26 protein-coding genes are annotated in these 24874 nt (G+C 71.4%); 14 read left to right on the forward strand and 12 right to left on the reverse strand.

What is annotated here, in order from left to right; translation table 11 throughout:
- The first annotated feature begins 111 nt into the window (after positions 1–111).
- Positions 112–1485, forward strand: coding sequence for an FAD-binding oxidoreductase (locus tag SM418_RS01910; RefSeq protein WP_371938637.1), 1374 nt, complete (start codon positions 112–114; stop codon positions 1483–1485).
- 15 nt (positions 1486–1500) lie between these two features.
- A complete protein-coding gene (locus tag SM418_RS01915) occupies positions 1501–3051 on the forward strand; it encodes an acetolactate synthase large subunit (protein ID WP_371938636.1) in 1551 nt (516 codons plus the stop codon).
- A 41-nt stretch (positions 3052–3092) separates the two neighbouring features.
- Here the strand turns inward: SM418_RS01915 and SM418_RS01920 are convergent, their stop codons facing one another.
- On the reverse strand, positions 3093–4235 hold the full coding sequence (locus tag SM418_RS01920; RefSeq protein WP_371938635.1) for an acyl-CoA dehydrogenase family protein: 1143 nt from the start codon (positions 4233–4235) through the stop codon (positions 3093–3095).
- A gap of 78 nt (positions 4236–4313) precedes the next feature.
- On the opposite strand from SM418_RS01920, the gene SM418_RS01925 reads away from it, so the two are divergent.
- Positions 4314–5015, forward strand: coding sequence for a MerR family transcriptional regulator (locus SM418_RS01925; RefSeq protein ID WP_371938634.1), 702 nt, complete (start codon positions 4314–4316; stop codon positions 5013–5015).
- Between the two features lie 55 nt (positions 5016–5070).
- Here the strand turns inward: SM418_RS01925 and SM418_RS01930 are convergent, their stop codons facing one another.
- From SM418_RS01930 to fdxA, 7 genes are all read right to left on the reverse strand, one after another.
- A complete protein-coding gene (locus SM418_RS01930) occupies positions 5071–6615 on the reverse strand; it encodes a polyamine aminopropyltransferase (protein ID WP_371939007.1) in 1545 nt (514 codons plus the stop codon).
- Positions 6612–7049 (reverse strand): DUF350 domain-containing protein, encoded by a 438-nt coding sequence (locus SM418_RS01935; protein WP_371938633.1) that lies wholly within the window; start codon positions 7047–7049, stop codon positions 6612–6614. Before SM418_RS01935 ends, SM418_RS01930 begins: the two co-directional genes overlap by 4 nt.
- Positions 7050–7059: 10 nt before the next feature.
- Complete coding sequence (locus tag SM418_RS01940) at positions 7060–7509, reverse strand: DUF4247 domain-containing protein (protein ID WP_371938632.1); 450 nt, start codon at positions 7507–7509, stop codon at positions 7060–7062.
- Positions 7506–8006, reverse strand: coding sequence for a DUF2617 family protein (locus tag SM418_RS01945; RefSeq protein ID WP_371938631.1), 501 nt, complete (start codon positions 8004–8006; stop codon positions 7506–7508). The genes SM418_RS01940 and SM418_RS01945 overlap by 4 nt, the downstream gene beginning before the upstream one ends.
- Positions 8007–8621, reverse strand: a complete 615-nt coding sequence (locus SM418_RS01950; protein WP_371938630.1) for a DUF4178 domain-containing protein — start codon at positions 8619–8621, stop codon at positions 8007–8009.
- Positions 8622–8892: 271 nt separating this feature from the next.
- Positions 8893–9978 (reverse strand): succinyldiaminopimelate transaminase, encoded by a 1086-nt coding sequence (gene dapC / locus SM418_RS01955; protein WP_371938629.1) that lies wholly within the window; start codon positions 9976–9978, stop codon positions 8893–8895.
- A 133-nt stretch (positions 9979–10111) separates the two neighbouring features.
- A complete protein-coding gene (fdxA, locus tag SM418_RS01960) occupies positions 10112–10438 on the reverse strand; it encodes a ferredoxin (protein ID WP_371938628.1) in 327 nt (108 codons plus the stop codon).
- A 112-nt stretch (positions 10439–10550) separates the two neighbouring features.
- On the opposite strand from fdxA, the gene SM418_RS01965 reads away from it, so the two are divergent.
- Positions 10551–10829, forward strand: coding sequence for a putative acetyltransferase (locus tag SM418_RS01965; protein WP_371938627.1), 279 nt, complete (start codon positions 10551–10553; stop codon positions 10827–10829).
- A 9-nt stretch (positions 10830–10838) separates the two neighbouring features.
- Here the strand turns inward: SM418_RS01965 and SM418_RS01970 are convergent, their stop codons facing one another.
- From SM418_RS01970 to SM418_RS01980, 3 genes are all read right to left on the reverse strand, one after another.
- Positions 10839–11786 carry a polysaccharide deacetylase family protein gene (locus SM418_RS01970; RefSeq protein ID WP_371938626.1) on the reverse strand — a complete coding sequence of 316 codons (948 nt, stop codon included), beginning with the start codon at positions 11784–11786 and terminating at the stop codon, positions 10839–10841.
- Positions 11787–11957: 171 nt separating this feature from the next.
- A complete protein-coding gene (locus SM418_RS01975) occupies positions 11958–12830 on the reverse strand; it encodes a crotonase/enoyl-CoA hydratase family protein (RefSeq protein ID WP_371938625.1) in 873 nt (290 codons plus the stop codon).
- A gap of 71 nt (positions 12831–12901) precedes the next feature.
- The gene (locus SM418_RS01980; RefSeq protein ID WP_371938624.1) at positions 12902–13237 is read right to left on the reverse strand and encodes a hypothetical protein; all 336 of its coding nucleotides are present in this window, start codon (positions 13235–13237) and stop codon (positions 12902–12904) included.
- A gap of 40 nt (positions 13238–13277) precedes the next feature.
- Between SM418_RS01980 and SM418_RS01985 the strand changes: the two genes are divergently transcribed.
- From SM418_RS01985 to SM418_RS01995, 3 genes are all read left to right on the forward strand, one after another.
- A complete protein-coding gene (locus SM418_RS01985; protein WP_371966038.1) occupies positions 13278–14090 on the forward strand; it encodes a class I SAM-dependent methyltransferase in 813 nt (270 codons plus the stop codon).
- A 33-nt stretch (positions 14091–14123) separates the two neighbouring features.
- Positions 14124–14804 (forward strand): hypothetical protein, encoded by a 681-nt coding sequence (locus tag SM418_RS01990; RefSeq protein ID WP_371938622.1) that lies wholly within the window; start codon positions 14124–14126, stop codon positions 14802–14804.
- Positions 14805–14939: 135 nt separating this feature from the next.
- Positions 14940–16115: an alpha/beta hydrolase family protein gene (locus tag SM418_RS01995; protein ID WP_371966039.1), complete on the forward strand. Its 1176-nt coding sequence runs from the start codon at positions 14940–14942 to the stop codon at positions 16113–16115.
- Here the strand turns inward: SM418_RS01995 and SM418_RS02000 are convergent.
- Positions 16112–17068: a zinc-binding dehydrogenase gene (locus SM418_RS02000; protein WP_371938620.1), complete on the reverse strand. Its 957-nt coding sequence runs from the start codon at positions 17066–17068 to the stop codon at positions 16112–16114. The two genes, SM418_RS01995 and SM418_RS02000, sit on opposite strands and share 4 nt — an antisense overlap.
- 159 nt (positions 17069–17227) lie before the next feature.
- Here SM418_RS02000 and SM418_RS02005 point away from each other — a divergent pair, with 159 nt between their 5' ends.
- From SM418_RS02005 to SM418_RS02035, 7 genes are all read left to right on the forward strand, one after another.
- A complete protein-coding gene (locus SM418_RS02005) occupies positions 17228–17821 on the forward strand; it encodes a hypothetical protein (RefSeq protein ID WP_371938619.1) in 594 nt (197 codons plus the stop codon).
- A gap of 86 nt (positions 17822–17907) precedes the next feature.
- Positions 17908–18603, forward strand: coding sequence for a hypothetical protein (locus tag SM418_RS02010; protein WP_371938618.1), 696 nt, complete (start codon positions 17908–17910; stop codon positions 18601–18603).
- A complete protein-coding gene (locus SM418_RS02015; RefSeq protein WP_371938617.1) occupies positions 18600–20360 on the forward strand; it encodes a serine/threonine-protein kinase in 1761 nt (586 codons plus the stop codon). The genes SM418_RS02010 and SM418_RS02015 overlap by 4 nt, the downstream gene beginning before the upstream one ends.
- Positions 20361–20537: 177 nt before the next feature.
- Positions 20538–20753 carry a hypothetical protein gene (locus tag SM418_RS02020; protein WP_371938616.1) on the forward strand — a complete coding sequence of 72 codons (216 nt, stop codon included), beginning with the start codon at positions 20538–20540 and terminating at the stop codon, positions 20751–20753.
- A 241-nt stretch (positions 20754–20994) separates the two neighbouring features.
- Positions 20995–22884 carry a P-loop ATPase, Sll1717 family gene (locus SM418_RS02025; protein WP_371938615.1) on the forward strand — a complete coding sequence of 630 codons (1890 nt, stop codon included), beginning with the start codon at positions 20995–20997 and terminating at the stop codon, positions 22882–22884.
- 121 nt (positions 22885–23005) lie between these two features.
- Positions 23006–23287, forward strand: a complete 282-nt coding sequence (locus SM418_RS02030; RefSeq protein ID WP_371938614.1) for a hypothetical protein — start codon at positions 23006–23008, stop codon at positions 23285–23287.
- 136 nt (positions 23288–23423) lie between these two features.
- A complete protein-coding gene (locus SM418_RS02035) occupies positions 23424–24857 on the forward strand; it encodes a hypothetical protein (protein WP_371938613.1) in 1434 nt (477 codons plus the stop codon).
- Positions 24858–24874: the final 17 nt, after the last annotated feature.

Consider the following 24874-nt stretch of genomic DNA (forward strand, 5'->3'; position numbering starts at 1 on the left):
TCCGCGAGGTGAGCGCCGGGACTTTCGGCCCGCAAGTCGAGGCCGGAGGTCACACGCCGCCGGTGCGCGGCGGCGTCAGACTTGCCGGACCGGGCCCCTGGGAGGAAAGCCATGGCAGATGTTGCGACGGCGCTGGCGAACGTCGTCGGCGAGGAGCATGTGCTGGCGGGCGACGAGGTGCCCCCCGAGTACGGGCGGGACGAGTCGCTCGGCGTCGCGGCGGAGCGGCCGGGCATGGTGGTGCGGCCCGCGGACGTCGAGCAGGTCGCGGCGGTCCTCGGGGTCGCCGCCGAGCACGGGCTGCCGGTCACGGCGCGCGGTTCGGGGACGGGCCTGTCCGGTGCGGCGGTGCCGCGTCCGGGCGGGCTGGTGGTGTCGTTCGAGCGGATGAACCGGATCCTGGAGATCGACACGGACGGCCAGGTCGCCGTGGTCCAGCCGGGCGTCACCCTCGCCGAGCTCGACCAGGCGACCGCCGGGAAGGGGCTCGTGTACCCGATCTTCCCGGGCGAGGACGGCGCCAGCATCGGTGGGACGGTCGCCACCAACGCGGGCGGCATGCACGCGGTGAAGGAAGGGGTCACCCGGCATCACGTCCTCGGGCTGGAGGCGGTGCTGGCCACCGGCGAGATCATCCGGACGGGCGGCCGGTACGTGAAGACGTCCACCGGCTACGACCTGACGCAGCTCATCGTGGGGTCGGAGGGCACGCTCGCGCTGGTGACGGAGGTGACGCTGCGGCTGCGGCCCCGCCTCGCGCATCGGGCCGGGGTGCTGGCGCCCTTCCCCGGCACGGAGGCGGTCACGGCGGCCGTGCCCCGGCTGACCGGCGGCGGGCTCGACCCGCTCGTGCTGGAGTACGTCGACGTCCTCGCCATGGCGGCGATCACGGAGAACGCGGGGCTTGACCTCGGGGTGCCGCAGGAGGTCCGCGACGCCGCCGGCGCCTATCTGCTGGTGATACTGGAGAACCGCTCGGCCGAGCGCCTGGACGAGGACGTCCAGACCCTCGGTGAAGAGCTGGCGGGCCTCGGCGCCGCCGACGCCTACGTCCTCGCGGGCGACCGCCTCCAGAAGCTCGTCACGGCCCGGGAGCAGGCGTTCTGGGCGGCGCGCCACGCCGGGGCGAACGCGATCGTGGACGCCGTCGTGCCCCGCGCCGAGCTGGCCCGGTTCTTCGCCGCCGTCCCGGCGATCGCAGGGCGGCACGGGGCGCTGATCGGCGGCTGCGGGCACGCGGGCGACGGCAACGTGCACCTGTCGGTGTTCCAGCCGGACGCGGACGCGCTGGCCCGACTGATGGACGAACTTCTCGCCGCGGCCGCCGGGCTGGGTGGCACGATCAGCGGGGAGCACGGCATCGGACGGGAGAAGACCCACCACTTCCGCGCGCTGGAGGATCCGGCCAAGGTGGAGCTGATGGGTCGGATCAAGAAAGCCTTCGATCCGGACGGGATACTCAATCCTGGTGTCCTGTTCGGCTGAGTTTGGGAGATGCGAATGAACGGCGCGCAGGCCATGGTGCGCACGCTGGCGGACGCCGGCGTCGGCGTGTGGTTCGCCAATCCGGGCACGTCAGAGCTGCACCTCGTGGCGGCGCTGGACGGAGAGCCGCGCGCGAGGGGCGTGCTGTGCCTGTTCGAGGGCGTCGCGACGGGCGCCGCCGACGGGTACGGGCGGATGGCGCAGGCGCCCGCCGCCGTCCTGCTGCACCTCGGCCCCGGGCTCGGGAACGGGCTCGCCAACCTGCACAACGCGCGGCGGGGCGGGACGCCGGTCATCACGGTCGTCGGCGACCACGCCACGGCCCATGAGCGCTACGACGCGCCGCTGCAGTCGGACATCGCGGCGGTCGCCGGGTCGGTCTCGGCCTGGGCGCGGCGGCCGGTGGACGTGGCGGACGCCGGCCCGGCGGCGGCCGAGGCCGTCACGGCGGCCCTGGCCGGGGGCGTCGCCACGCTGATCGTGCCCGCCGACGTCGCCTGGTCGGAGGGCGGCGACGTGGCGGCGGCGCTCCCGGCCCCCGTGCCCGAGCCGGTGGCCGGCGACGCGCTGGAGGCGGCCGTCGCCGCGCTGACCGGCGGCGAGCCGTGCGTCCTGCTGATCGGCGGCGACGCGACCCGGCGCGAGGGGCTGGACGCCGCCGGGCGCATCGCGGCGGCGACCGGCGCGCGGGTGCTGAGCGAGACGTTCCCGGCCCGGCTGGAGCGCGGCGCCGGCGTCCCGGCGGTGGAGCGGCTGGCCTACCTGGGCGAGATGGCGTCGGCGCAGCTGGAGGGCGTCCGGCACATCGTCCTGGCGGGCGCGCGCCGCCCGGTGACGTTCTTCGCCTACCCCGGCAAGCCCGGCGACCTCGTCCCGGACGGCTGCCAGGTGCACGACCTCGGGCCCGGCGCAACCGGCGCGCTGACCGCGCTCGCCGACACGATCGCCAAGCAGGCCCGCCCCGCGCTGCAAGTGGCGGGGCGGCCCGAGATCCCGCCCGGGGCGCTCACCGGGGAGACCGCCGCCGCCGTCATTGGCGCGCTGCTGCCCGAGGGCGCGATCGTGTCGGACGAGGCGAACACCTCCGGGCTGTGGCTCCCGGGCGCCACCGCCGGAGCGCCGCCGCACGACTGGCTCTCGCTGACCGGCGGCGCGATCGGCCAGGGCCTGCCCGTCGCGACCGGCGCCGCGGTCGCCTGCCCGGACCGTCCGGTCGTCTGCCTGGAGGCGGACGGCAGCGCCATGTACACGATCTCCGCGCTGTGGACGCAGGCGCGCGAGGGCCTCGACGTCACGACCGTCGTCTTCAACAACGGGTCCTACGCGATCCTGTCGATGGAGACGACGCGGGTCGGCGCCGTCCCGGCGCCGCCCGAGCCGGGCACCATCACCCGGGACATGGTCGACCTGTCGCGCCCGGCCCTCGACTTCGTCGCGCTGGCGTCCGGCATGGGCGTCCCGGCGTCCAGGGCCCGCACGACCGGGGAGTTCGCGGCCCAGCTCGGCAAGGCGCTGGCCGAACCCGGCCCGCACCTCATCGAGGCCGTGGTGCCGCCGCTCGGCTGACGGGCGCCCGGCCGCACGGCCGGGCGCCTCGCCGGGGCGGGTCAGACGCCGAGGCCGCGGCCGATGATCTCCTTCATGATCTCCGTGGTGCCGCCGAAGATCGTCTGGATGCGGACGTCCTGGTAAGCCTTGGCGATCGGGTACTCGGTCATGTAGCCGTAGCCGCCGTGGAGCTGGACGCAGCGGTCGACGACCCGCTTGAGCAGCTCGGTGTTCCACCACTTGAGCATCGCGGCCTCGTCGGCGGTCAGCTCGTTCTCGCTCTCCTTGAGGATGCACTCGTCGGTGAACGAGCGGGCGACGGTCAGCTCCGTCTTCATCTCGGCGAGCGTGAAGCGGTTGTACTGGAACTTGCCGATGGGGCGGCCGAACGCCTCGCGCGTCTTGCAGTACTCCAGGGTCTGCCCGAACGCGTCCTCGGCCGCGGCCATCGCGGTTGCGCCGATGGACAGGCGCTCGCGGGCCAGGTTCGTCATCAGGTAGATGAAGCCCATGCCCTCCTCGCCGAGGAGGTTCTCCTTCGGGACGCGGACGTTGTCGAAGAAGAGCTCGGCGGTGTCCTGGGCGTGCATGCCGACCTTGTCGAGGTTGCGTCCGCGCTCGAAGCCCGCCATGCCGCGCTCGACGACGAGGAGGCTGACGCCCTTCGCGCCCGCGGACGGGTCGGTCTTCGCGACGACGATGACGAGGTCGGCGAGGATGCCGTTGGAGATGAACGTCTTCGAGCCGTTCAGGACGTAGTCGTCGCCGTCCTTGACCGCGGTGGTCTTGATGCCCTGGAGGTCGGAGCCCGCGGCGGGCTCGGTCATCGCGATCGCGGTGACGATCTCGCCGGAGCAGTAGCCGGGGAACCAGCGGGCCTGCTGCTCGGGAGTGCAGAGCTGGCGGAGGTAGCCGCCGTTGATGTCGTTGTGGACGGCGAACCCCGGGCCGTGGATCCCGGCCTTCGCCAGCTCCTCGTTGAAGATCACGTAGTAGCGGTAGTCGGAGTTGCCGCCGCCCCCGTGCTCCTCCGGCATGTCGATGCCGAGCAGGCCCGCGCGGCCGGCCGCCAGCCACACCTCGCGCGAGACGACGCCGTCCTTCTCCCACTGCTCGTGGTGGGGGGCGGCCTCCTTCTCGATGAAGGAGCGCACCATGTCGCGGAAGGCGTCGTGCTCGTCGGTGTAGATGTCCCGTCCCATCCGGCGGTCTCCTTCAAGTAAGTGCGTGCTGATACACCGTTAATGTAACACTGGCACTGTCACATAGAGGGAGGCGGGATGGAACTCACCGTCGACGAGCTGGCCTCGCGTGCCGGGGTCACCGTCCGGACCGTCCGGTTCTACGCCGGGCGCGGCCTCCTCCCGCCCCCCAGGCTGCGCGGACGGACCGGCCTCTACGGCGCCGACCACCTCGCGCGGCTCGAACTCGTCCGCGAGCTCCAGTCGCTCGGGCTCACGCTGGCCTCGATCGAGAAGCACCTCCAGAAGATCCCCCTGGACGCCCCGGCCGAAGACCTCGCGCTCCAGCGGGCGCTGCTGTCCCCGTGGGCGCCGGAGCGGCCCGAGGACCTCGACCGGCACGAACTCGACCGGCGGGCCGGGCGCCACCTCGACGACGAGACGATCAAGCGGCTGGCGGCGCTCGGCGTCGTCGAGCACGCCTCGGCGGACGTCATCCGGGTGCTCAGCCCGGCGCTGCTCGGGATCAGCGCCGAGCTGGCCGCGCTGCCGATGCCGCTGGACACGCTGATCGCCTCGCACGAGGCCGTCGACCGGCACACGACCGCGCTGGCCGCCGAACTCCAGCAGGTCTTCCAGGACACCGTCGTCCGGCCCTACCGGGAGGGCGGCCGGGCGCCGCAGGAGCGCGAACGGCTCATGGAGATGGCGGGAAAGCTCAAGCCGCTGATGATCCAGTCGCTGGTGACATCGTTCCAGCGGGCCGTCGACAAGGCCATCCGCCGGTCGGTGCCCGACTGATCAGACCGGTGCCCGGCCGATCAGGTCGGCGGCCGATCAGGTCGTGCCCGGCCGGTCAGGAGTTCTTCCACTCCTCGCCCTCGTACTCGACGAGCCGCGGGTGGACGAGCGTGTTGACCTCGACGTCCCGGCTGCGGCGGTCCTTGGGGAAGACCGTCGACGCCTGGAGGACAGCACCGTCGAGGAAGCGGAGCCCGGTGGGGACGCCGGCGGCGAGCCGCAGCGCCGGGGCCTCCCCTGCCGGGGCCGCCAGGACGAACCCCCAGTCGCCGAAGCTCGGCACGTCCACGTGGTACGGGGTCGTCGCGAAACCGGCCGCGGCGATGGACTTCTCGATGCTCCAGAACGACTTGGGCGCGAAGTACGGCGAGCCCGACTGGACGACCATCCGGCCGCCCGGGGCGAGGATCCGCTTCACCATGCCGTAGAACTCGACCGAGTACAGCTTGGCCGTGGACACGTCGTCGGGGTCGGGCATGTCCACGATGATCGCGTCGAACCGCTCGTTCAGGCCGCGCAGCCACGAGAACGCGTCGGCGGACACGGTCCGCACCCGGGGGTCCTCGAACGAGCGGTGGTTCAGCGACTCGATCGGCTTGTACGTGCGGGCCAGGTGCAGCATCTCCGGGTCCAGCTCGACCAGCGTCGCGCTCTGGACGTCCTTGTAGCGCAGCACCTCGCGCAGCGCCAGACCGTCCCCGCCGCCGAGGACGAGCACCCGGCCGTGCGGGCCCGACATCAGCGGATGGACGAGCGACTCGTGGTACCGGTACTCGTCCACCGACGAGAACTGGAGGTCGCCGTTGAGGAACAGCCGCAGGTCGGACGGCCCGAGCCCGGCCTGCCGCGTGATGACGATCTCCTGGTACCGGGTGCGCTCGGAGATCGCGATCGGGTCGCTGTAGAGCGCCTGCCGCGCCGACACCTCGAAGCCGTCCGCCAGCGCGTACGTCCCGCCGAGGACGCCGAGGACGGCGACCATGCCGAACGCGAGCGCGCCCCGCGCGACGCGTCCGACCTGGCGGCGAAAGAGCCACAGCACGACCGCCATCCCGGCGACGGCGTTCACGACCCCGACGAGCAGCGCGCCCTTGATGTGCCCGAACACCGGCAGCAGCAGGAACGGGAACGCGAGCCCGCCGACCAGCGCGCCCACGTAGTCGGCCGCGAACAGGTCGGCGACCGCCGATCCCGCGTCCTGCTTCCTGATCCGCTGCAGCAGCGTCATCAGCAGCGGGATCTCCGCGCCGATCAGCGCGCCGACCGCGAACGACACCACGACCAGCGCCGGGACGTACAGGTCGAGCCACGCGAACGCCGCGTACAGCGCGAGGACCGACACGCCGCCGATCAGCGCGAGCGCGCCCTCGACGACCGCGAACGCCACGACCGCGCGGCCCTGCAGCGGCTTCGCGGCGAGCGACCCGACGCCCATCGCGAACACCATCACCGACAGGACGATCGACGCCTGCGTGACGGAGTTGCCGACGAGGTAGCTGCCGAGCGCGACCAGCGCCAGCTCGTACACCAGCCCGCACGCCGCGCACGTGAACACGGCCGCGAGGACGAGCGCGCGCGCCGGCCGGGCCAGGTCGCTCAGGAGACCGCCCCGGCCACGATCGCGGCGACGCCGAGGTCGGCCGCGGCGACGACCCACCCGGCCGGGTGGATGGCGGTGCCGCCGCCCTCGGCGTCGACCAGGGTCGCGCCGAGCTTGCCCGGCGTGATCACGTCCAGCAGGAAGAACGCGACGATCATCAGCACGATGCCGCACCCGCCGAACACGGCGGTGTCGAGCAGGCCGTCGGTGAGGTCGCTGTCGCTGGTGACGATCGCGGTCGTGACGATCGCGCCGATGCCGAGGAGCTTGGCCGACAGCAGCAGCGCGGCGCCGCGGTTGCCCTCGGTCCAGATCTGCTTGCCGAGCCTGCCGGGCGTCGTCACCTCCACCACCAGGTAGCCGAGCGCCATCAGCGCGATGCCGATCGCCCCGTAGGCGAACGTCGCGCCGACCTCGTCAAGGATGTCGTTCATCTCTCGCTCCTCATTTGCCCGCCCCTGGGCCGCCGCCCCGGAAGGACGCGACGCCTCTGCTGTTCCATCCGTTGCTGCCGGGGCTCGCCCAGCGCCCGCCGACGTGGGAGTAGTAGCGGTTGTAGCCGGAGCGGGGCTGGTCGACCGTGATCCGGCTGCCCGAGCCGTTCGGCAGGACGCCGACGACGAGCTTCGGGTAGCGCAGGAAGATGCCGCCCGCGGCGCCCTTCACCGCCATGTCGTCCACCCGGTCGATCGGCTTGAACTTGCGGCCGATCTCCGAGGCGACCGTCTGCGGCGCCTTCGAGGAGCGGTAGGTGTCCCCGCCCATGCTGGTGTACTTGTCGCCGATCCACGACGCCTGCGACTGCCCGCAGCCGCCGAGCGCCACGATGGTCAGGGCGGCGGCGGCCACCGCGCCCGCCACCCGGTGTCCGCCGTTGCCGTGCCTGCCGTTCACGAGGGCCTCACCAACCGGCTTCGGGTCATCACGATCTCCCGGGTCTGGGGGTAGGCGTGCCAGGTCCGCCAGCCGAACCCGGGGTCTTGCGTCTCTTCCAGGGCCAGTGCGGTGACGGCGTGCGGGAGGCCGGGGAACGCCCCGGTCAGCGCGTCACCGCGGTCCGCGAGCCGCGCGCACACCGCCTCGACGGCACGGGCGAACGCCGTGCCGTCGCTGTGCGCGGCGGTCGTCGCGGCGAACTCGTACGCCCAGCCGGGCACGCTCGTCGCGGCGCGTCCGGGCAGCGGGTCGGCGCGGCCCGGCAGGCACGCCACCGTCTCGCTCAGCGGACCGGCGATGACCTGATGGGACGCGCCGAGCAGGCGCATCTCCACGGCCAGGCCTGCGCGCTCCACCGGGAGGACGGCGAGCGCGTCCAGCGGCGGCAGGCCGAGCACGAAGGAGAGCCCGTCCGCGCGCGCGTCCGCGTAGGGGGTGTCGAGGGTGGCGCGCACTCAGCTACCGCCACCCGGGTAGATCGTCATCGAGCCGGTGGGAACGCGCTCGCCGAGCCCCGCCTCCCACGGGCCGCCGCCGTACTGCTCGAACGAGAGGTACCTGCCGCGTGGGCCCTCGTAGTCGACGTACTCGACGCGGCCCTGGACGCCGACGCCGGTCGTGCCCTCGCTGGTGTAGTCGGCGGTGCCGTGCTCGTCGCGGCGGTACTCCACGCCGTCCACGACGACGGTCTTCTCGCCGGGCGTCAGGTCGCCGGGGTCGTGCTCGGTCCACCAGACGACCTCCAGGTCGGGGTCCTCCTCGACGGAGACCCACACCTTGGTGCCCTCGATGGTGTCGGCGTCGAGCAGGTGCTCGCTCCAGGTGAAGCCGCCCTCCTTCAACCGCAGCGAGCCGCGCACGAAGTAGCGGGTGCCGAGGTACTCGACCATGTCGCCCGCCTTGAGCGTCCGCGGGTCGCCGGCCACCTGGTCGTCGGGGGCGAACGGGTCGCGCGGGACCGCCGGGGCGGGAGCGGGGGCACTCGAACGACGTCCCAGCAGGAGGACGATGAGCACGATCAACGCGACCAGGATCAGCGCCAGAAGGATCACAATCGCCGTTCCGCCCACGGACACCTCCATCGTTTCGCCAACATCACGGGCGCAGACCAGCGGATCCTACCGACTGTGCCGTCTCCGGCCCATACCGCGATGAGACGTATCAAATGATCCTCGGGTTGCATGCGCGAACCCGAGGATCCGATGCGAGGCCGGTATCCGGCCCGGAGTGCCGCCAGGGCAGAGGCGGCCCGTCAGAGGCGGCCCGTCAGAGGCGGCCCGTCAGAGGCGCTCGGCGGCGGCCTCAGAGGCGGCCGTCAGAGTCGGCCGTCAGAGGCGGCCGTCAGAGGCGCTGGGCGGCGGCGGCGACGCGCTCGTCCGTCGCGGTGAAGGCGATCCTGATGTGCCGGGCGCCGGCCGGGCCGTAGAACTCGCCGGGGCCGACGAGGACACCGAGGGACGACAGGTGGGCGACGGTGTCCCAGCACGGCTCGTCCCGCGTGGCCCACAGGTACAGCGACGCCTCGGAGTGGTCGATGCGGAAGCCGTGCCGCTCGAACGCCTCCCGCAGGGCGGCGCGGCGCCGCGCGTACCGTCCGCGCTGCTCGTCCACGTGCGCGTCGTCGGCGAACGCCACCGTCATCGCGGCCTGCACCGGCGCCGGGACGATCATGCCGGCGTGCTTGCGGACCTCCAGCAGCCGCTTCACGAGCGCGAGGTCGCCGGTGACGAAACCGGCCCGGTAGCCCGCCAGGTTGGAGCGCTTGGAGAGGGAGTTGACCGCGAGCAGCCCCTCGTGGGAGCCGTCGCACACGTCCGGGTGCAGGATCGAGACCGGCGGCCGCTCCTCGTCCCAGCCGAACTCCAGGTAGCACTCGTCGCTGACGACGATCGCGCCCCGGCCGCGCGCCCACGCGACGACCTTGCGCAGGTGCTCGGCGGGCAGCACCTTGCCCGTCGGGTTGGACGGCGAGTTCACCCACACGATCTTCGGGTTCACCGGGCCGAGCGCGAGGAGCCCGTCGGTCGCGACGGGCGCGGCCCCGGCCAGCCGGGCGCCGACGTCATAGGTCGGGTAGGCCAGTTCGGGGAAGACGACCTTGTCGCCGGGGCCGGCGCCGAGCAGCGTCGGCAGCCAGGCGACCAGTTCCTTGGTGCCGATGACGGGGAGCACCGCGTCCGGGTCGGCGCCGGACACGCCGGCGCGGCGGCGCAGCCAGCCCGCCACCGACTCGCGCAGCGCGGGCGTCCCGTAGGTCTGCGGGTAGCCGGGCGCGTCGGCCGCGGCGGCGAGGGCCTCCCGGATCGGCTCGGGCGTCGGGTCGACGGGCGTCCCGACGGACAGGTCGACGATGCCGTCCGGGTGCGCCAGCGCGCGCTCCTTGTACGGCGCGAGCCGATCCCACGGAAAGTCCGGCAGCGTGAACACTGGCCCTGCTCCTCACTCTGGAGACCGTGCGGGCCGTGGCTTCCCGAACTCGGGAGGCCACGGCCCGGAAATCGACGCAGAGGGACCCTAGGGCGCGCCGGTGCGGAACGCGCCAACGGGTCCCCCGGGTCGGCTACTCGTCGTGGCTCTGCGGAGGCAGCGCGGCGACGATCGGGTGGTCCTTGTCGATCTTCCCGACCTTGGACGCACCGCCCGGCGAGCCGAGGTCGTCGAAGAACTCGACGTTCACCTTGTAGAAGTCCTTCCACTGCTCGGGGACGTCGTCCTCGTAGTAGATGGCCTCCACCGGGCAGACCGGCTCGCACGCACCGCAGTCGACGCACTCGTCCGGGTGGATGTAGAGCTGACGCTTCCCTTCGTAGATGCAGTCGACCGGGCACTCCTCGATGCATGCCTTGTCGAGCAGGTCCACGCAGGGCTGCGCAATGACGTAGGTCACGTCAGTGACTCCTCTCGGATATCCGGCCCCGCCGCACGTCACGGGTCGCCGCAAGCTCGCTGTGAATAGTATGGCCACCACGGCTCAGTCGATTCGACATGGGGGTCCTCACATGTCCGCCCGCTTCGCCGCGCGGCTGGTGGTGTCCATCAGTGACGCGGACGTGGGCCAGCGGATCTCGCTGCGCCGCCGTCTGCCAACGGGAGAGTACAGCGACGTCGTCGGCGTGCTCGAATCGTGGTCCGGCAAGACGCTCACGGTGCGCCGGCGCGACGGCGAGCTGGTCGAGGTGCCCGAGGAGATCATGGTCGCGGCGAAGGTCGTCCCGCCGCGTCCGCCGGCGCGCCGCCGCCCCCGCCGGGAGGAGCCGGAGCAGCCGGAGGACGGCTGATCGGGCCGGTCAGCCCGAGCCAGACGGCGCAGGGCTCGACGGTGCCTGACTCGACGGCACCGGGCTCGACGGGACGGGGCTCGACGGCGGCGGGCTCGCCGGGGCCGGGCTCGGCGGCGCCGGCCTGGCGGGCGAGGTGGTCGCGGACGGCGCGCCCCCGGGCGATCCGGGCGGCGGCGGGCTCGCCGTGACCGGCTCCGGCCTGCTGATGCGCTCGCTGTAGGTCGCGCCCGGCTTGAGGGGCTGCCCCTGGAACAGCTCCGACACGGTGACGAACGTGAACCCGCGCTTCTTCAGGCCGTCCACCACCTTCGGGATGGACTGGACGCTCGCCTCGTGGATGTCGTGGAACAGGATGATGCCGCCGCGCTTGGGCTCCTTGACCGCGATCCGGGTGTCGCGGGCGACGTTGTGGTAGCGCCAGTCGAGCGTGTCGACGCTCCAGAGGATCAGCGGCATGCCGACGCTGCGTCCGACCCGCTTGTCCGCGGCCCCGTACGGCGGGCGCATCAGCGTCGGCTTCACGCCGCCCGACGCGTCCGAGACGGCCTGCTGCGTCCGCTGGATCTGCGACCGCACCTCGGCGGACGACAGCCCGGTGAGCTGCGGATGGGACCAGCTGTGGTTGGCCAGTTCGTGGCCTTCGAGGGCCATCCTGCGGACCACGTCGCGGTGGCTGCCGACGTTCTCGCCGAGCATGAAGAATGTGGCGCGCACGCCACCCTTCTTCAGCGTGTCGAGCAGGCCCGCCGTGTAGGGGCCCGGCCCGTCGTCGAACGTGAGCGCGACGCACTGCACCCGGTCACAGTCGATCTTCCGCGGCGGGGGCGGCGCCGGCGGCCGGGGCGCCTGCGTCCGCTTCCCCAGGGCTGCGTTCTCCCCGGCGGTCCGCGCCTCCCGCTTGTCCGCGTGGCTGCACCCCGCGACGAGGAGCAGCCCGGCCGCAATGACGGCCATTCTCCTGATCCGCACCACGCACCCCCGAACGTGTCGCTTCGGGGCGGCTAATACCCTCCGTCACGCTAAAGACACACGAAGTCGCGGCGACACATGCCTGACCGTTTCGTCGGCCCCGCCGGGACCAGCCGGGACCCAGCCGGGACAGGCCGGGCCGGGCCGGCGGGCGGGTCAGCGAAGGGGCCAGTCGGGGACTTCGGGCGGGAGGTCCTTGCTGACGCGCATCGGGAAGTCGGCGTCGCGCTTCTCCAGGAAGGACGAGACGCCCTCGATCGCGTCGGCGCCGCCGCCGAGGGCGGCCATGAGGCGGGAGTCGGCGACGTGCGCGTCCCACGGGGACGGGGCCGACAGGCCCGACCACATCAGGCGGCGGATCGCGGCGACGGAGACCGCCGAGGTGTTCTCGGCGATCTCGCGGGCGAGCGCGTAGGCGGCGGGGAGCAGTTCGTCCGGCGCGTGGACGCGGGAGACGAGGCGGCCGGCGAGGGCCTCCCGGGCGTCGAAGACGCGTCCGGTCGCGGCCCACTCCATGGCCTGCGCGATGCCGACGAGCCGCGGCAGGAACCAGCTGGACGCCGCCTCGGTGACGATGCCGCGGCGCGCGAACACGAAGCCGAACCTGGCCTTCTCGCTGGCGAGGCGGACGTCCATCGGGAGGGTCATGGTGACGCCGACGCCCACCGCGGCGCCGTTGAACGCGCCGATGACGGGCTTGAGGCAGCGGGCGATGCGGAGCGCGACCGTGCCGCCGCCGTCGCGCGGGGTGCCGTCCTCCAGGACGTCGTCCTCGCCGGCGTACATGTCCTTCGACTTCTCCTTGTCGAAGGTGTCGCCGCCGCCGCTCAGGTCGGCGCCCGCGCAGAACGCGCGGCCCGCGCCGGTCACGACGACCGCGCGGACGTCGTCGTCGGCGTCGATCCGGTCGAAGACGTCGAGCAGTTCGTTGCGCATGACGAACGTGTAGGCGTTCATCTTCTGCGGCCGGTTCAGCGTGACGGTGGCGATCCCGTCGCGGACCTCGTACTCGATCTCTCTGTACGGCACCTGCGGACCCCTCTCGCGCTGGACAGAACCTGATTCTAGAACGAGACTTCAGCTTCGAGCCGCGGGAGCGTTCAGCTCCGGGCTTCGGGGAAGAGCCGGAGCAGGACGTCCCGGCGCCACTCCCCGGTCTCGCGGCCCGGCGGCGGGACGGGGATCAGCGCGCCGTCCCCGGCCTCGGTGAACCGGACCTCGACGCCCGGGGCGAGTTCGGCGGGAGGCTCGCCGGTGGCCGCGAGGCGCTGCGCGAGGGCGCCGAGGACCCGCGCCCAGCCGTCCCCCAGATAGGGCGGCAGGCCCTCGGCGCGCAACTCGGGCAGGCCGCGCGCGGCGAGGCCGATGGTGCGCAGGCTCAGGCCGTCCGGGCGCTCGGCGCCGACGATCCGTACCTCGGACGTGACGTCCGCCATTGCCAACCCCGCATCCCTCCAGGACTTTCTCCGATAAATTATGACAGTGAACTGGGCCGTGACGACGTACGACTCCGCCTTCGGGTACGTCTCCGCGCACGGTGCGCCCCTGGTCGACCTTCTCGATCCGCAGCCCGGCGAACGGGTCATCGACCTCGGGTGCGGTACCGGGATGTTCAGCGCGGAGATCGCAGAGCGGGGCGCCGGGGTGCTGGGCATCGACGGCAGCCCCGACATGGTCGCGCAGGCGACCGCCCTGCACCCGGGGCTGTCCTTCATCGTCGGCGACGCCCACGACTTCACGGTCGGCGAGTCCTTCGACGCGGTCGCCTCCAACGCGGCCCTGCACTGGATGACCCGCGACCCCGACGCCGTCATCGGGCGCGTGCACGCGGCGCTGCGTCCCGGCGGCCGGTTCGTCGGCGAGATGGGCGGCGCCGGCAACTGCGCCGAGCTGATCGTCGCGATGCAGACGGCGTGGCGGGTGTTCGGCCTCGGCGAGCCCGAACTGCCCTGGTACTTCCCCTCCCCGGCCGCGTACGCGACCAAGCTGGAGGACGCCGGGTTCACGCTGCGGCTGCTGGAGCACGCCGACCGTCCGACCCGGATGACCGAGGGTCCGAACGGCGCCGCCGACTGGGTCCGCGCCTACGCCTCGCGCGCGCTGGCGGACGTCCCGCCGGAGATGGTCGACCCGCTGCTCGACCGGGTCAACGACCTGGCCGCGCCCGCGCTGCGCCGCGAGTCCGGGTGGGTCGCCGACTACGTGCGGCTGCGGTTCGCCGCCGTCCGCCGGTCGGACGGCGCCGCGCCGCAGCCGTTCGGGCCGCTGGCGTCCGACCGGCCGCTGTGATCCCTTCGGTCTGACCCGCCTAGGGTGGGAGGCATGCTGCGGTTGTACGACCATCGGACGGGCCGTGCGGAGCCACTGCCGACCGGGCAGGGGCTGCGCGTCCAGGTCCTTCCCGGAGCGGGGCGCCGCGCGCTGGTGGTCGCCGATCTGTTGCGGCGGGTGGCGCAGCGGGGCGGGCGCCGCGTCCGGCTGGTGAGCACTCCCCCCGGCACGGACGACTACGCGGACTACAGCGTCGCGTCACTCGAGGTGCGCGAAGAGCCGCTGGCCGACGCCGACGTCTACATCTCCGACAGCGTCTCCGGCGGCGTCTCCAGAGGCGCGGACGTGGATGCGCTGTGCCTGGCCGTGCCCGCCGAGACCGGCGGTTCGCCGTCGGACGCGGCGACCGCGCGCCTGGCGATGCTGGAAGTTCCGTACCGGGAGCCCGCCGACCTGTCGGACGCACGGCTGTCGTCCGCGGCCGAGCGGCTGGACGCGTGGCGCCGGAAGGTCGCCGAATGGGCGACGTCCCCGGGCCGTCCCATGAGCCGGGGGTACGCGACGGAGGCTGAGGCCGCGCTGGCGGACGACCTGGACAGCGCCGGAGCGCTCACCGTCCTCGACCGGCTCGCCGCCGACCCGGACGTGCCGCCGGGCGCGAAGCTGGAGACGTTCATCCACCTCGACATGGTGCTCGCGCTCGGGCTGGTCTCGGCGATCGGGACCGCCTGATCACACGTCCGGAGGTCGCCCCGCACCCCCCGGTGCCTCCAGATGGCCTCCTCGATGGCACCTGCCCGGCAGATTAACCGCACCGCGAGGTGACCCAGGCTTTGGCGGTCCCTGGGAGAAGCTAACTTCGATGTCGTGTCGACCGAAGCCCCAGAGTCTCCGGTTCCGCCGGCCCCCGAACCGCCGATCCGACCGCGGCCCCGACGCCGCGCCCGCCCGCTGATGGCGTCCGCCGTCGCGTTCTCCGTGCTGCTGTTCGCGGCCGTCGGCGGCGCCGGCTGGTACTTCGCGGGCGTCGCGATCGAGGTCGACCACTCCGCCGAGTACCCGCTGACCATCGTGGACGCGGGGAACGGCACCGTCACGCTGCCCCGCGCACCGGAGACGGAACGTCCCGGAACGTGGGCGCTCGTCTGGAAGGACGGCCGCGCGTTCCTCGGCCCCGTGGTCGGCGGCGACGAGAGCCACGTCGTGCGAAAGGTCGAGTCGGTCTTCTCGGGTTCCTTGGTGAAGGGCGCGCCGGCGGCCCTCGACCACTGGATGTTCGACGGCGACCCCAAGGAGGCGTTGGGGCTGCCCTTCGAGGACGTCACGTATCCGTCCAAGGTTGGGCCGATGCCGGCGTGGGTGCTCCCGGGGTCCTCTTATGACCGGACATGGGTCATCGCTGTCCACGGACGGAACTCGGACAAGGCGGAGACGTTCCGCGTCATGCGTTCCGTCCACGAGCTGGGCCTGCCGATGATGTCGATCGCGTACCGGAACGACGTGGGCGCGCCTTCGTCCGGCGACCGCAAGAACCATCTCGGCGACACCGAATGGCAGGACCTCCTCTCCGCGATGGGCTACGCGCGTGCGCGCGGCGCCACCGGTGTCGTCCTGTACGGGTGGTCGATGGGAGGCGCGATGGCGATGACCGCCCTGCGCAAAGACCCGCGGTTCGTCCGTGGCGTCGTCCTGGACTCCCCCGTCCTGGACTGGAGCGCCACCCTCGACAAACAGGGTGACGCCCGCAACCTGCCCGGTTTCATGACGGACGTGGCCAAGCAGGTCCTCGAATGGCGCATCGGCATCGACCTGACCGACTACGACCAGCGCCGGTACGCACCCCGCCTACGGAGACCCGTGCTCCTCTACACCAGCAAGGACGACGCGACCGTCGCCAATGATCCCGCCTTCACCTTCGCCAGGACGGCCCCACCCGGCATGGTCACGCACATCACCACCCTGGGCGGCCACACCGAATCGTGGAACGTCGACCCGGCCGCCTACGAACGCTCCCTGAAATCCTTCTTGAAGAGGGTCGGTTAGGCGCGCCGGACCTCCAGCAGCGTCCTGCCCAAGGTGGCACGCGACTCGATGGCGGCGTGCGCGTCCGCCGCGCCCTCCAGCGGGAAACGCTGGCCGATGACCGGATGGAGCCTTCCCTCGGCGGCCTCCCGGAGCGCCGTGTTCGTGTAGTCGCGCAACTGGCGCCCCGTCGCCTGCGGCCACCGGACGAGCGCCACACCGCGCGAAGCCGCCTCCTCGTCCGCGATGCTCGCCCACGAGCCCGACGCGAGGCCGAAGCTGACCATGCGCCCGCCCTCCCGGAGCCGGCCGAACGCGTCCCGCGCGACGTCGCCGCCGACCCCGTCGAGGACGACGTCCAGCGGGCCGGCCTTCTCGGCCCACCCGGGCTCGCGGTAGTCCACCGCGTCGTCCGCGCCGAGTCGCAGCGGGACCTCGAACTTGTGCGCGCCGCCGACCGCCGCGACGACCGTCGCGCCGCGCGCCTTCGCCAGCTGGACGAGCAGCGTCCCGACCCCGCCGGCCGCCGCCTCCACCAGCACCCGGTCCCCCGGACGCGGGTCCACCTCGCTCAGCATCATCACCGCCGTCCGGCCGTCGGTGAGAACCCCCACCGCGTCGTCCAGCGCGAGTCCGTCAGGGACCTCGAACGGGGCGCTCGCGTCCACGACCACCTTCTCCGCGTAGGCGCCGAGGCCGCCGGTGCCGCTCACGACCCGCCGGCCGACGAGCGCGTTGTCGACCCCCGCGCCGACCTCCGCCACCACGCCGCCGACCCCGTTGCCGAGGATGACCGGCGGCTCCCACCTCACCGGGACGGGACTGTTCCCCGCCCGCACCATGGCCTCCACGAACGGAACATTGACGAACTCGACGTCAATGAGCACCTGCCCCGCACCCGGAACCGGATCCTGCGCCTCCCCCGGAACGAGCACCTCCGGCCCACCGAACTCCGTCAGCCACACTGCACGCATCGGAACCCCTTCCTTGACAACGGCATACCCCCTTCACCCTGCCCCCTCAAGTGAGGTTGAGGTCAATCGTCTGCAACGAATCTCTTTTCTCGCCCCACGCTCCTCTGTAAGCTTTCGCGCGTATTCCGCCCCGTTGTCGGCTGCCGCTCAAGGAAGACGATGCGCGCCCGGTTGGTACTCTCCTCCCCGCTCGGGTCACACCACGCCGCCTGGCTGCTCGTCCTCCTGACCGCATGCACCGCCGCCGGATGCGGGTCGTCGGGCCCCTCCTCGAACGGCCAACTCGACCCCAACGGCTCCCTGGACAAGGGCGCCGCCACCACCGCACCCGCCGCCGGCGCGCCCGCGGCCATCCCGACGGCGGAGCTTTACAAGACGGTGCTCCAGCGCTACCGCGCCTACCAGGACGCCTACAAGAAGGCCTACGAGACCAACGACCCCAGCGCTCTCCCCGACGTCGCCTCGGACCCCCTCCTGACCGAGGTCACCGACGACGTCGAGGCCACCAAGGCCAAGGGCGTGATCTGGCGCTTCACGAACACGTTCAACCCCCGCGTCTACGCCCGCTCCAAGGACAGCACCAAGGTCTACGTCATCGACTGCGTCAACACCCTCGCCGCCTACCGCTACTCCGCGAAGACCGGCAAGAGGATCGAGCAGATCCCCGGCGGGGCCTTCGCGTACCGGGCCACCGTCGCGTACGACTCCGGCACCTGGAAGGTCGCCGCTAACGTCCGGGACCGGCAATGCTGACGGTCCGCAGGGAAGGACACCCGATGTCTGCCCACACCCCCACCAGACGCCGGACGACTGCCGCCGCCGTGGTCACGGCAGCGGCCATGACCGTGCCTCTGCTGATCGCCGTCCCCGCCCAGGCCGCACCCTGCAAGGTCACCGGAGGCAAGCACGCGAACTGCAATAAGATCATCCGTACGCCCGGGACCGGAGGAGGCGGAACCGAAACGGGCGGTGGCGGCGGCCCCTGGGTGCCTCCGCCGCCGGAAGGGCTGACCCCGGACGAGGCGCCAGGTGTCGTAGCGGTCCCGGGTGCGCCCGCGCCCGCACCCGCGCCGCCCGACACGGCCGACCTGGTCGCCATGGCGCAGGCCGCCGCCGAGTTCCCCACGCCCACCGTGCATACCGCCCCAGCGGACAAGACGTACGTGAGGCTGCGGACCGCCCTGTGGGTGGACGGCTTCCAGGACGTGCAGACAGAGCCGATCACCGTGGGCGCGCAGACGATCCAACTCATCGCAAAGCCCAGATCCGTGACGTGGAACATGGGTGAGAAGACGTTCGACTGCGACGACGCCGGTACCAAGGACGGCAAGACCTGTAATTACACCTACCTGCGGTCGTCCGCGTCGGAGCCCGGCGGCACGTACAAGATCACGGCGACCATCAACTGGGATGTCGCGTGGACGTGTGTGGGCGCCGACTGCGACTCCGAAGGCGGCGCCCTCCCACCGAACCCCGTGCCGTCGCAGGCCACACCGCTCGTTGTGGGCGAGATCCAGACCAACACGGGCCAGTGACACCGCCCGAATATCGGCTGCCCGGATTCGTCGAACTCGCGGAGTTAGGGACGGGCGCACAGGGCGAGGTCGTCCTCGCGCGGCACCAGTCCGGGGGCGGGCCGGTGGCGATCAAGTATCTGGCGACCGCCCTGCTCGGTGACACGACCGCGCGGAGCATCTTCCGCCACGAAGCCCAGATGCTCAAGCGGGTGAACGACCCGCATGTGGCGCGACTGCTCGACTACCTGGAGTCGCCTTGGGGCGCGGCGCTCATCCTGGAGGCGGTGCCGGGACGTCCGCTCCGCAAGGTGCTGGACGAGCACGAGGGGGCACTGACCGCCGAGGCCGCGTTGGCGACGTTGAAGGGCTCGCTGCTCGGCCTGGCGGCGGCGCACGCGGTCGGGGTCGTCCACCGTGACTACAAGCCCGGGAACGTGCTCGTCCAGGACGATGGGCAGAGCAAGCTCATCGACTTCGGGGTCGCCGTCCTCACCGGCCAGGGTGGCCAGGCCGGGACGCCCGCGTACATGTCCCCGGAGCAATGGGCGGGCGGGCCGGCCACCCCGGCGACCGACCTCTACGCGGCGACGTGCGTCTTCGTCGAATGCGTCACCGGAAAGAAGCCTTTCGGCGGAACGACTCTCGCCGAGTTGAAGACGGCGCATGAGGAAGGCTTCAGATCATTCGACGCCGTTCCCGAGCCGTTGCGTCCACTCATCCGGCGGGGCTTGGCGAAGAATCCGAGTGATCGGGCCGGAAACGCGTACGAGTTCGTGAGCGAGTTGGAATCGGTCGCCGCCCGGGCCTACGGGGCGGATTGGGAAAGGCGCGGATTCCTCGCGCTCGGCGCGATCGCCGCGGCGGTGGCGACGGCCGTCCCGCTGGCAATGCTCGGCAGCGCCCTTCTGGCACCCGGCGCAGCCGGGACGGCCGCCGCGGCCTCCACGGCGGCGGGCCATGTGGCGGCGGGTCTCGCGCAGGGCGCGACGTCGGTCGACATGATGGCGGAGGCCGGCGCTTCCGTGTCCAAGGGCTTCCTGAGCAAGGTCGGCGGCGCGAAGGGAGCCGCCGGAATCGGGGTCGCGGGTGTGGGCGGCGTGATCGCGGCATGGCTCTTCTGGCCAGGCCCGAGCGTGGGCGGGACAAGCCAGGCCGGGGTGCACGCCTACTTCACCAAGCCGGGCGTCCTTCTCGGTCAGGCCAACCTGCCCGCCTCCGAGACCCCCTACATCGACCTCAAGTACTCGGTGACCCCGGCCAGAGCGAAGACCGGAACGGAAGTGCGCATCGTGGAGCAGTTTCGCGCGCGCACACCTGGGAGTCTCTACTACACCCCGAGCGGGGAACGCCAATGCCTGGGGAGTGAGGTGAAACCACCGAAGACCCATTGGTACCAGTGGGGAATCGGGCTCAACAAAGACCAACTGGCCGGCAAGAACGCCGAAGTGCTGGCGTTCTACCGCATCCCTCCCGCCAAACGCGACGGCATCCCGCAGAAGACGTCGAATGCAGTCGTCCTTCCCGTCCGGAGCGACACGACCGACGAGCACCAGCCGTTCGTGCCGGCGGAATGCGCCGTCATGAGCCGATGGACGACCACGATTCGGATCGTCCTGCCCGACCGCAAGCTGCTGCCACCGGGCAAGTACCTGGTGACCCCGCGCGTACCCATGAAGATCACGACAGCGGTGCGAGGCGACGAGGCCATTCCGCCGGAGTCGGCGGGGGCCAGGATCGACGGAACGCTGCCGGTGATCGAGGTGCTGGACGGCTGAACGAGACGGTGCGGTCGGCTCGACCGTCCTGCCGTTAGATCATTTCTTCGGCAAGTGATATCTCAGCCCCGCCAAAACCACGTCATCAGCATGCCCTAAACATACTGTAAGCAAAGACCCTCTAGCAGTTGATCTGCCTGCCTGTCATCCTTGGATTAGGAAAACGAGGGGGACACAATGGACGATTATCACGATCGCCTCCGGCAGCGGAGCAACGACTACTACCGCTGGCAGCGGGAGACTTCCTCCCGCCGGGATTCCGAGGAGCGGCGCCGGCGGAACAGCGACGCCCTGCACCGCAACTGGGAGGAGAACGGATACCCGAGCTTCTGGGAGATCGTCGGCGGTTTGATCATTTTTGTCATCGCCGTCGCGGCGATGTCCGGGCGCTGATCCTTTTCGATGAAGGACCCCGCTCTCCCGGGCGGGGTCCTTTCAATATCGCCTATTTTACGACAAACCCCCCAGCCAACCCGCCGCCGTGAACACCGGAACCTGAAGCATCCCCGGCCCAAATGAATGATCTTTTCATGGACGATCCATGACCGAATGCCGGTGATAGGGTGGCGTCCCGAGTCGGCGGCCCATATGCCGGAACCCGGTGCGTCGACGCGACGGATCTTAGTGGGGGATCATGGCGAACAGCCGGCTGGCGGAGCTGTATTTCGGCCGCGACGACGCCGAGATGGACATCGCCGAAGGCGGACTGCTGCGGGCCGGCTTTCTGCGCACGGCCACCTACGAAGCCGCCCGGCGGGCCCGCAAACATCTGATCATCGGGCGGAAGGGCTCGGGCAAGAGCGCCATCTGCCGGACGCTGGCGGCCGCACGAGATCCAGAACTGACCACCGTCCTGGTGACGCCGGACGCGTTGTCGGCCGACGAGATCCGCCGCTTCGAACTGCAGGGCATTCCGCACGAGATGGCCAAGAAGCTCATCTGGCGGTACGTGCTCGCCACCCATGTCGCGCGGCATCTGGTGACGCACGCCGCCGACGCCCACGGCAAGGCCGGGCGGCGCGCCGTGTCGGCGGTGCGCGATTTCCTCGCCGCCAACGGCGAACTGGACGACCAGCGGCCCAAGTTCTGGCAGATCGTCGAGAGGCTGCGGACGTCGCTGTCGCTGGAGGCTTTCGGGGTGGGCGTCACCTGGGATCTCGGCGGCCCTTCCGAGGGCATCCGCACCGCCAACCAGCTCGACGTGGTGGAACGGCACATCAAACAGGCCATCAGCGATCTGGAATGCCCCGCCGAGCACGGGCGGCTGCTGTTGCTGGTCGACCAGATCGAGGACGTGTGGTCCAACGACGGCGAGTCCGACAGCCTGGTGATCGGCCTGCTGCGCGCTGCCCGCGACGTGACCAGCGGCCTGCCGGGCGTCTCCTGCGTGGTGTTCCTCCGCAGTGACATCTACGACCTGCTCCAGTTCCCCGACAAGGACAAACTGCACGGCGACGAGATGCGCGTCGACTGGTCGCCGTCCCGGCTGCTCGACCTGACCCTCATCCGGGCACGCGCCTCCTTGGGCGCGGACATCACCGCGGAACAGCTGTGGTCCGAGATATTCCCGCCCAGGGTAGGCGGCGTTCCGGTGGGCGCCTATCTGGTGCAGCACACCCTGCTGCGCCCCCGGGACATCATCCATCTGTGCAATCTGTGCCGGGACACCGCCGAGCGCAACGGCCACGACCGGATCACCGAACGGGATCTCGTCGATGCGGTCGATCAGTATTCGGACTGGAAGCTCAACGACCTCGCCAACGAGTACCTCGCGAACTATCCCTTCCTGGACGGCCTGTATCCGATCTTCCGTGACCACGGCTACGTGGTGACGCGGCAGGCGTTCAGGCAGCGCGCCGCGGTGCCGCTGCAAGCCTTGATCGCCCGGTTCCCCGAACGCGCCGGCGGGCTCACGAGCGACGCCGTCATCGATGTCCTGTACGAGATCGGTTTCCTCGGCGTCCGCCGGAACGACCACATCGTCTACGCCCACAATCACCACGACCGCATCGAGTCGACCGACCGGGAGTTCCACATACACCCGTGCTTCCGGTCGGCGCTTCGCGCGACCCTCGCCACCAGCAAGCCCCGGTATGACGGCGCCATCGTCGGGCAGATGGTCGGCGTCGACGTTTACGCGGGCACCCAGAACATAGCGATCCAGCGCGGCGGTCCGGAGTTTCAGATACTCCAGACCGTGATCGACGGTGTCCGGCGCCTGCTCGACCGGCTCGACGACGCCGGTTTCCCCACGGAGGTCCGGGAGGACTTGTCGACCAACCTGCGGCGCATCCTCGGCGACGCCGAGGCACTGCGTGCCGAGCCCTGGCAGATCACCGTCGGGATCGACCATATTCAGGCGTTTCTCAGCAGCTACGTCCGACGGCTCCTCCACGACGGTTTCGCGGACGGCCCGCAGACGACCGCTTACATCCGCTCCATCGACGACTTCACACGCCGGGCGCGCGGCATGGTCTGGATGCCCTACCGCGGCGGGTACGGCGGCAGCGGCAGTGAGGGCTGACCTCGCTCTCTCGCGGGGCGACGTGTTCTGCTGACCGGCCCGCCGGTCAGTGCGGCTGAGGGCTCTGGCCAAATGGGCCGACGCCAGGGTCGAGACCCAGCAGCGCGGCACCATGGGGATCATGGCCGTGCTCATGGGGCTGTCCGGGCTGTACGCGGCGGTCGCCGCGGTCAACGCCGTGGTGATCGCCGGCGCCGAGCGCGGGACGGAGTCCGCGGTCGCCCGGGTGACCGGCCTGAGCCGCGCGCAGGTCGTCCGGATGGCCCTGATCGAGTCCGCCGCCGTCACCCGCGCTCTTCGCGACGAGGCCCTCGCCGACGGCTCTGGTCACCGCCCGCGAGTGACGCGTGCCCGCCGCTTCCAGAGCTCCGACGGGGTGCTGGCGTGGCCGAGGGGGCGGTAGAGGCGCTGGTAGGATCACGGCCGATGCATGGGCGGTAGCGAGTGACGTAGCCAGGAGGCCCGCCCCGGCGCGGCGCCGCCGGTCTCGGATCGGCGCAGGAATCCTGTCCGCCCGCTCGTCCACAGTTAGGTTCCCGGTGTCGTTCTCCCCCTCGGTCGTCCGCCGCAACTGGCTGCTCTGCGTGGTGCTGCTCGCGGGTGCGGTGTTGCGGGCGGTCACCATGCTGGGGTTCCGGGGCGTGCTGTGGTTCAACGACAGCTACGACTTCGTGCGGATCGCGGACGATCCGTTCCCGCATCCGCTGCGGCAGTCCGGTTACGGGTTGTTCCTGTGGGGGCTGAAGCCGTTCCACAGCCTGGCGCTGGTGACGTTGTTGCAGCATGCGGCGATCGTCGGGCTGGCGATACTTGGCTACCGGATGCTGGTCCGGGACTTCGAGGTGCGGCGGACGTGGGCGGCGCTCGCCGTCACGCCGATCCTGCTGGACTCGTACCAGATCGAGCTCGAGCATCTGCTCCTGTCGGACACCTTGTTCACGGTCCTGGTGTTCGGGGCGATGCTGCTGCTGGCGAAGCCGGGGGCGGCCGGGTGGCGGCGCGCGGCGGCGGTGGGCGGGCTGCTGGGCGTGGCGGTCGTCACGCGGACGGTCGGCGTGCCGCTGTTCCTGATCGTCGTCCTGTATCTGGTGGTGCGGCGGACGAGGTGGCCGGCGTACGTCGCGCTCGCGGCGACGTTCGTCCTGCCGGTGGGCGCGTACGCGACGTGGTTCCAGCAGGAGCACGGCCGGTTCGGGATGACCGGGGTGGACGGCGTCTTCCTGTGGGGACGGACGGCCGCGTTCGCCGACTGCGACGCGCACACGCCGCCGCCCGACCTGGCGAGCCTCTGCCCGTACGGGGACAAGGGGAGCCGGCCCGCCTCGTCCCACCAGATCTGGGAGGCCAACTCCCCGACCGGGTGGTCCAACGGGAAGGCGTTCGACGAGGAGACCAACGCGCGGGCGCAGCGGTTCGCGTTGTGGGCGATCCGGAACCAGCCGCTCGACTACCTGCGGGTCGTTTCGTACGACTTCTTCGTCCGGACGTTCTCATGGCACCGGTCGCAGTACCCGACGGTGGGGACCGAGGCCAGGTACCACTTCCCGACGAAACCCACCGCGCGTAAGCCGAACCTCCCCGTGCTCGGCGGAGGCAACCGGCGGACGGTCGTGTACGAGTATTCGCACGGCACGGGGCGCACGCACATCGTGGAGCCGTACGCCGGTTTCATGCGCGGCTACCAGGAGCGTGTGAGCGTGCCCGGCACGGTGCTCGGGATCGTTCTGCTCGCGGGTGCGGCGGGGATCGTGTGGCGGCGGGCGCGTGCGCGGACGGCCCTGTTCTGGACGTCTGGCGTCACACTGCTGGCGATCCCGCCGATCACGGTGGATTTCGACTACCGCTACATGCTGCCCGCCCTGCCGTTCGCGTGCTTCGCCGCCGCGATGGCATGGGGGCGTCGCGTCCCGGCCGTGGCCGCTCCGGAGCCGGAGCCGGTCGGGGAGACCGAGCCGCAGCCCGCCGACGCCTGACTCAAACGCCCCCGCGC

It is taken from the genome of Actinomadura chokoriensis, assembly GCF_041463665.1.
Classification (GTDB): Bacteria; Actinomycetota; Actinomycetes; order Streptosporangiales; family Streptosporangiaceae; genus Spirillospora; species Spirillospora chokoriensis_A.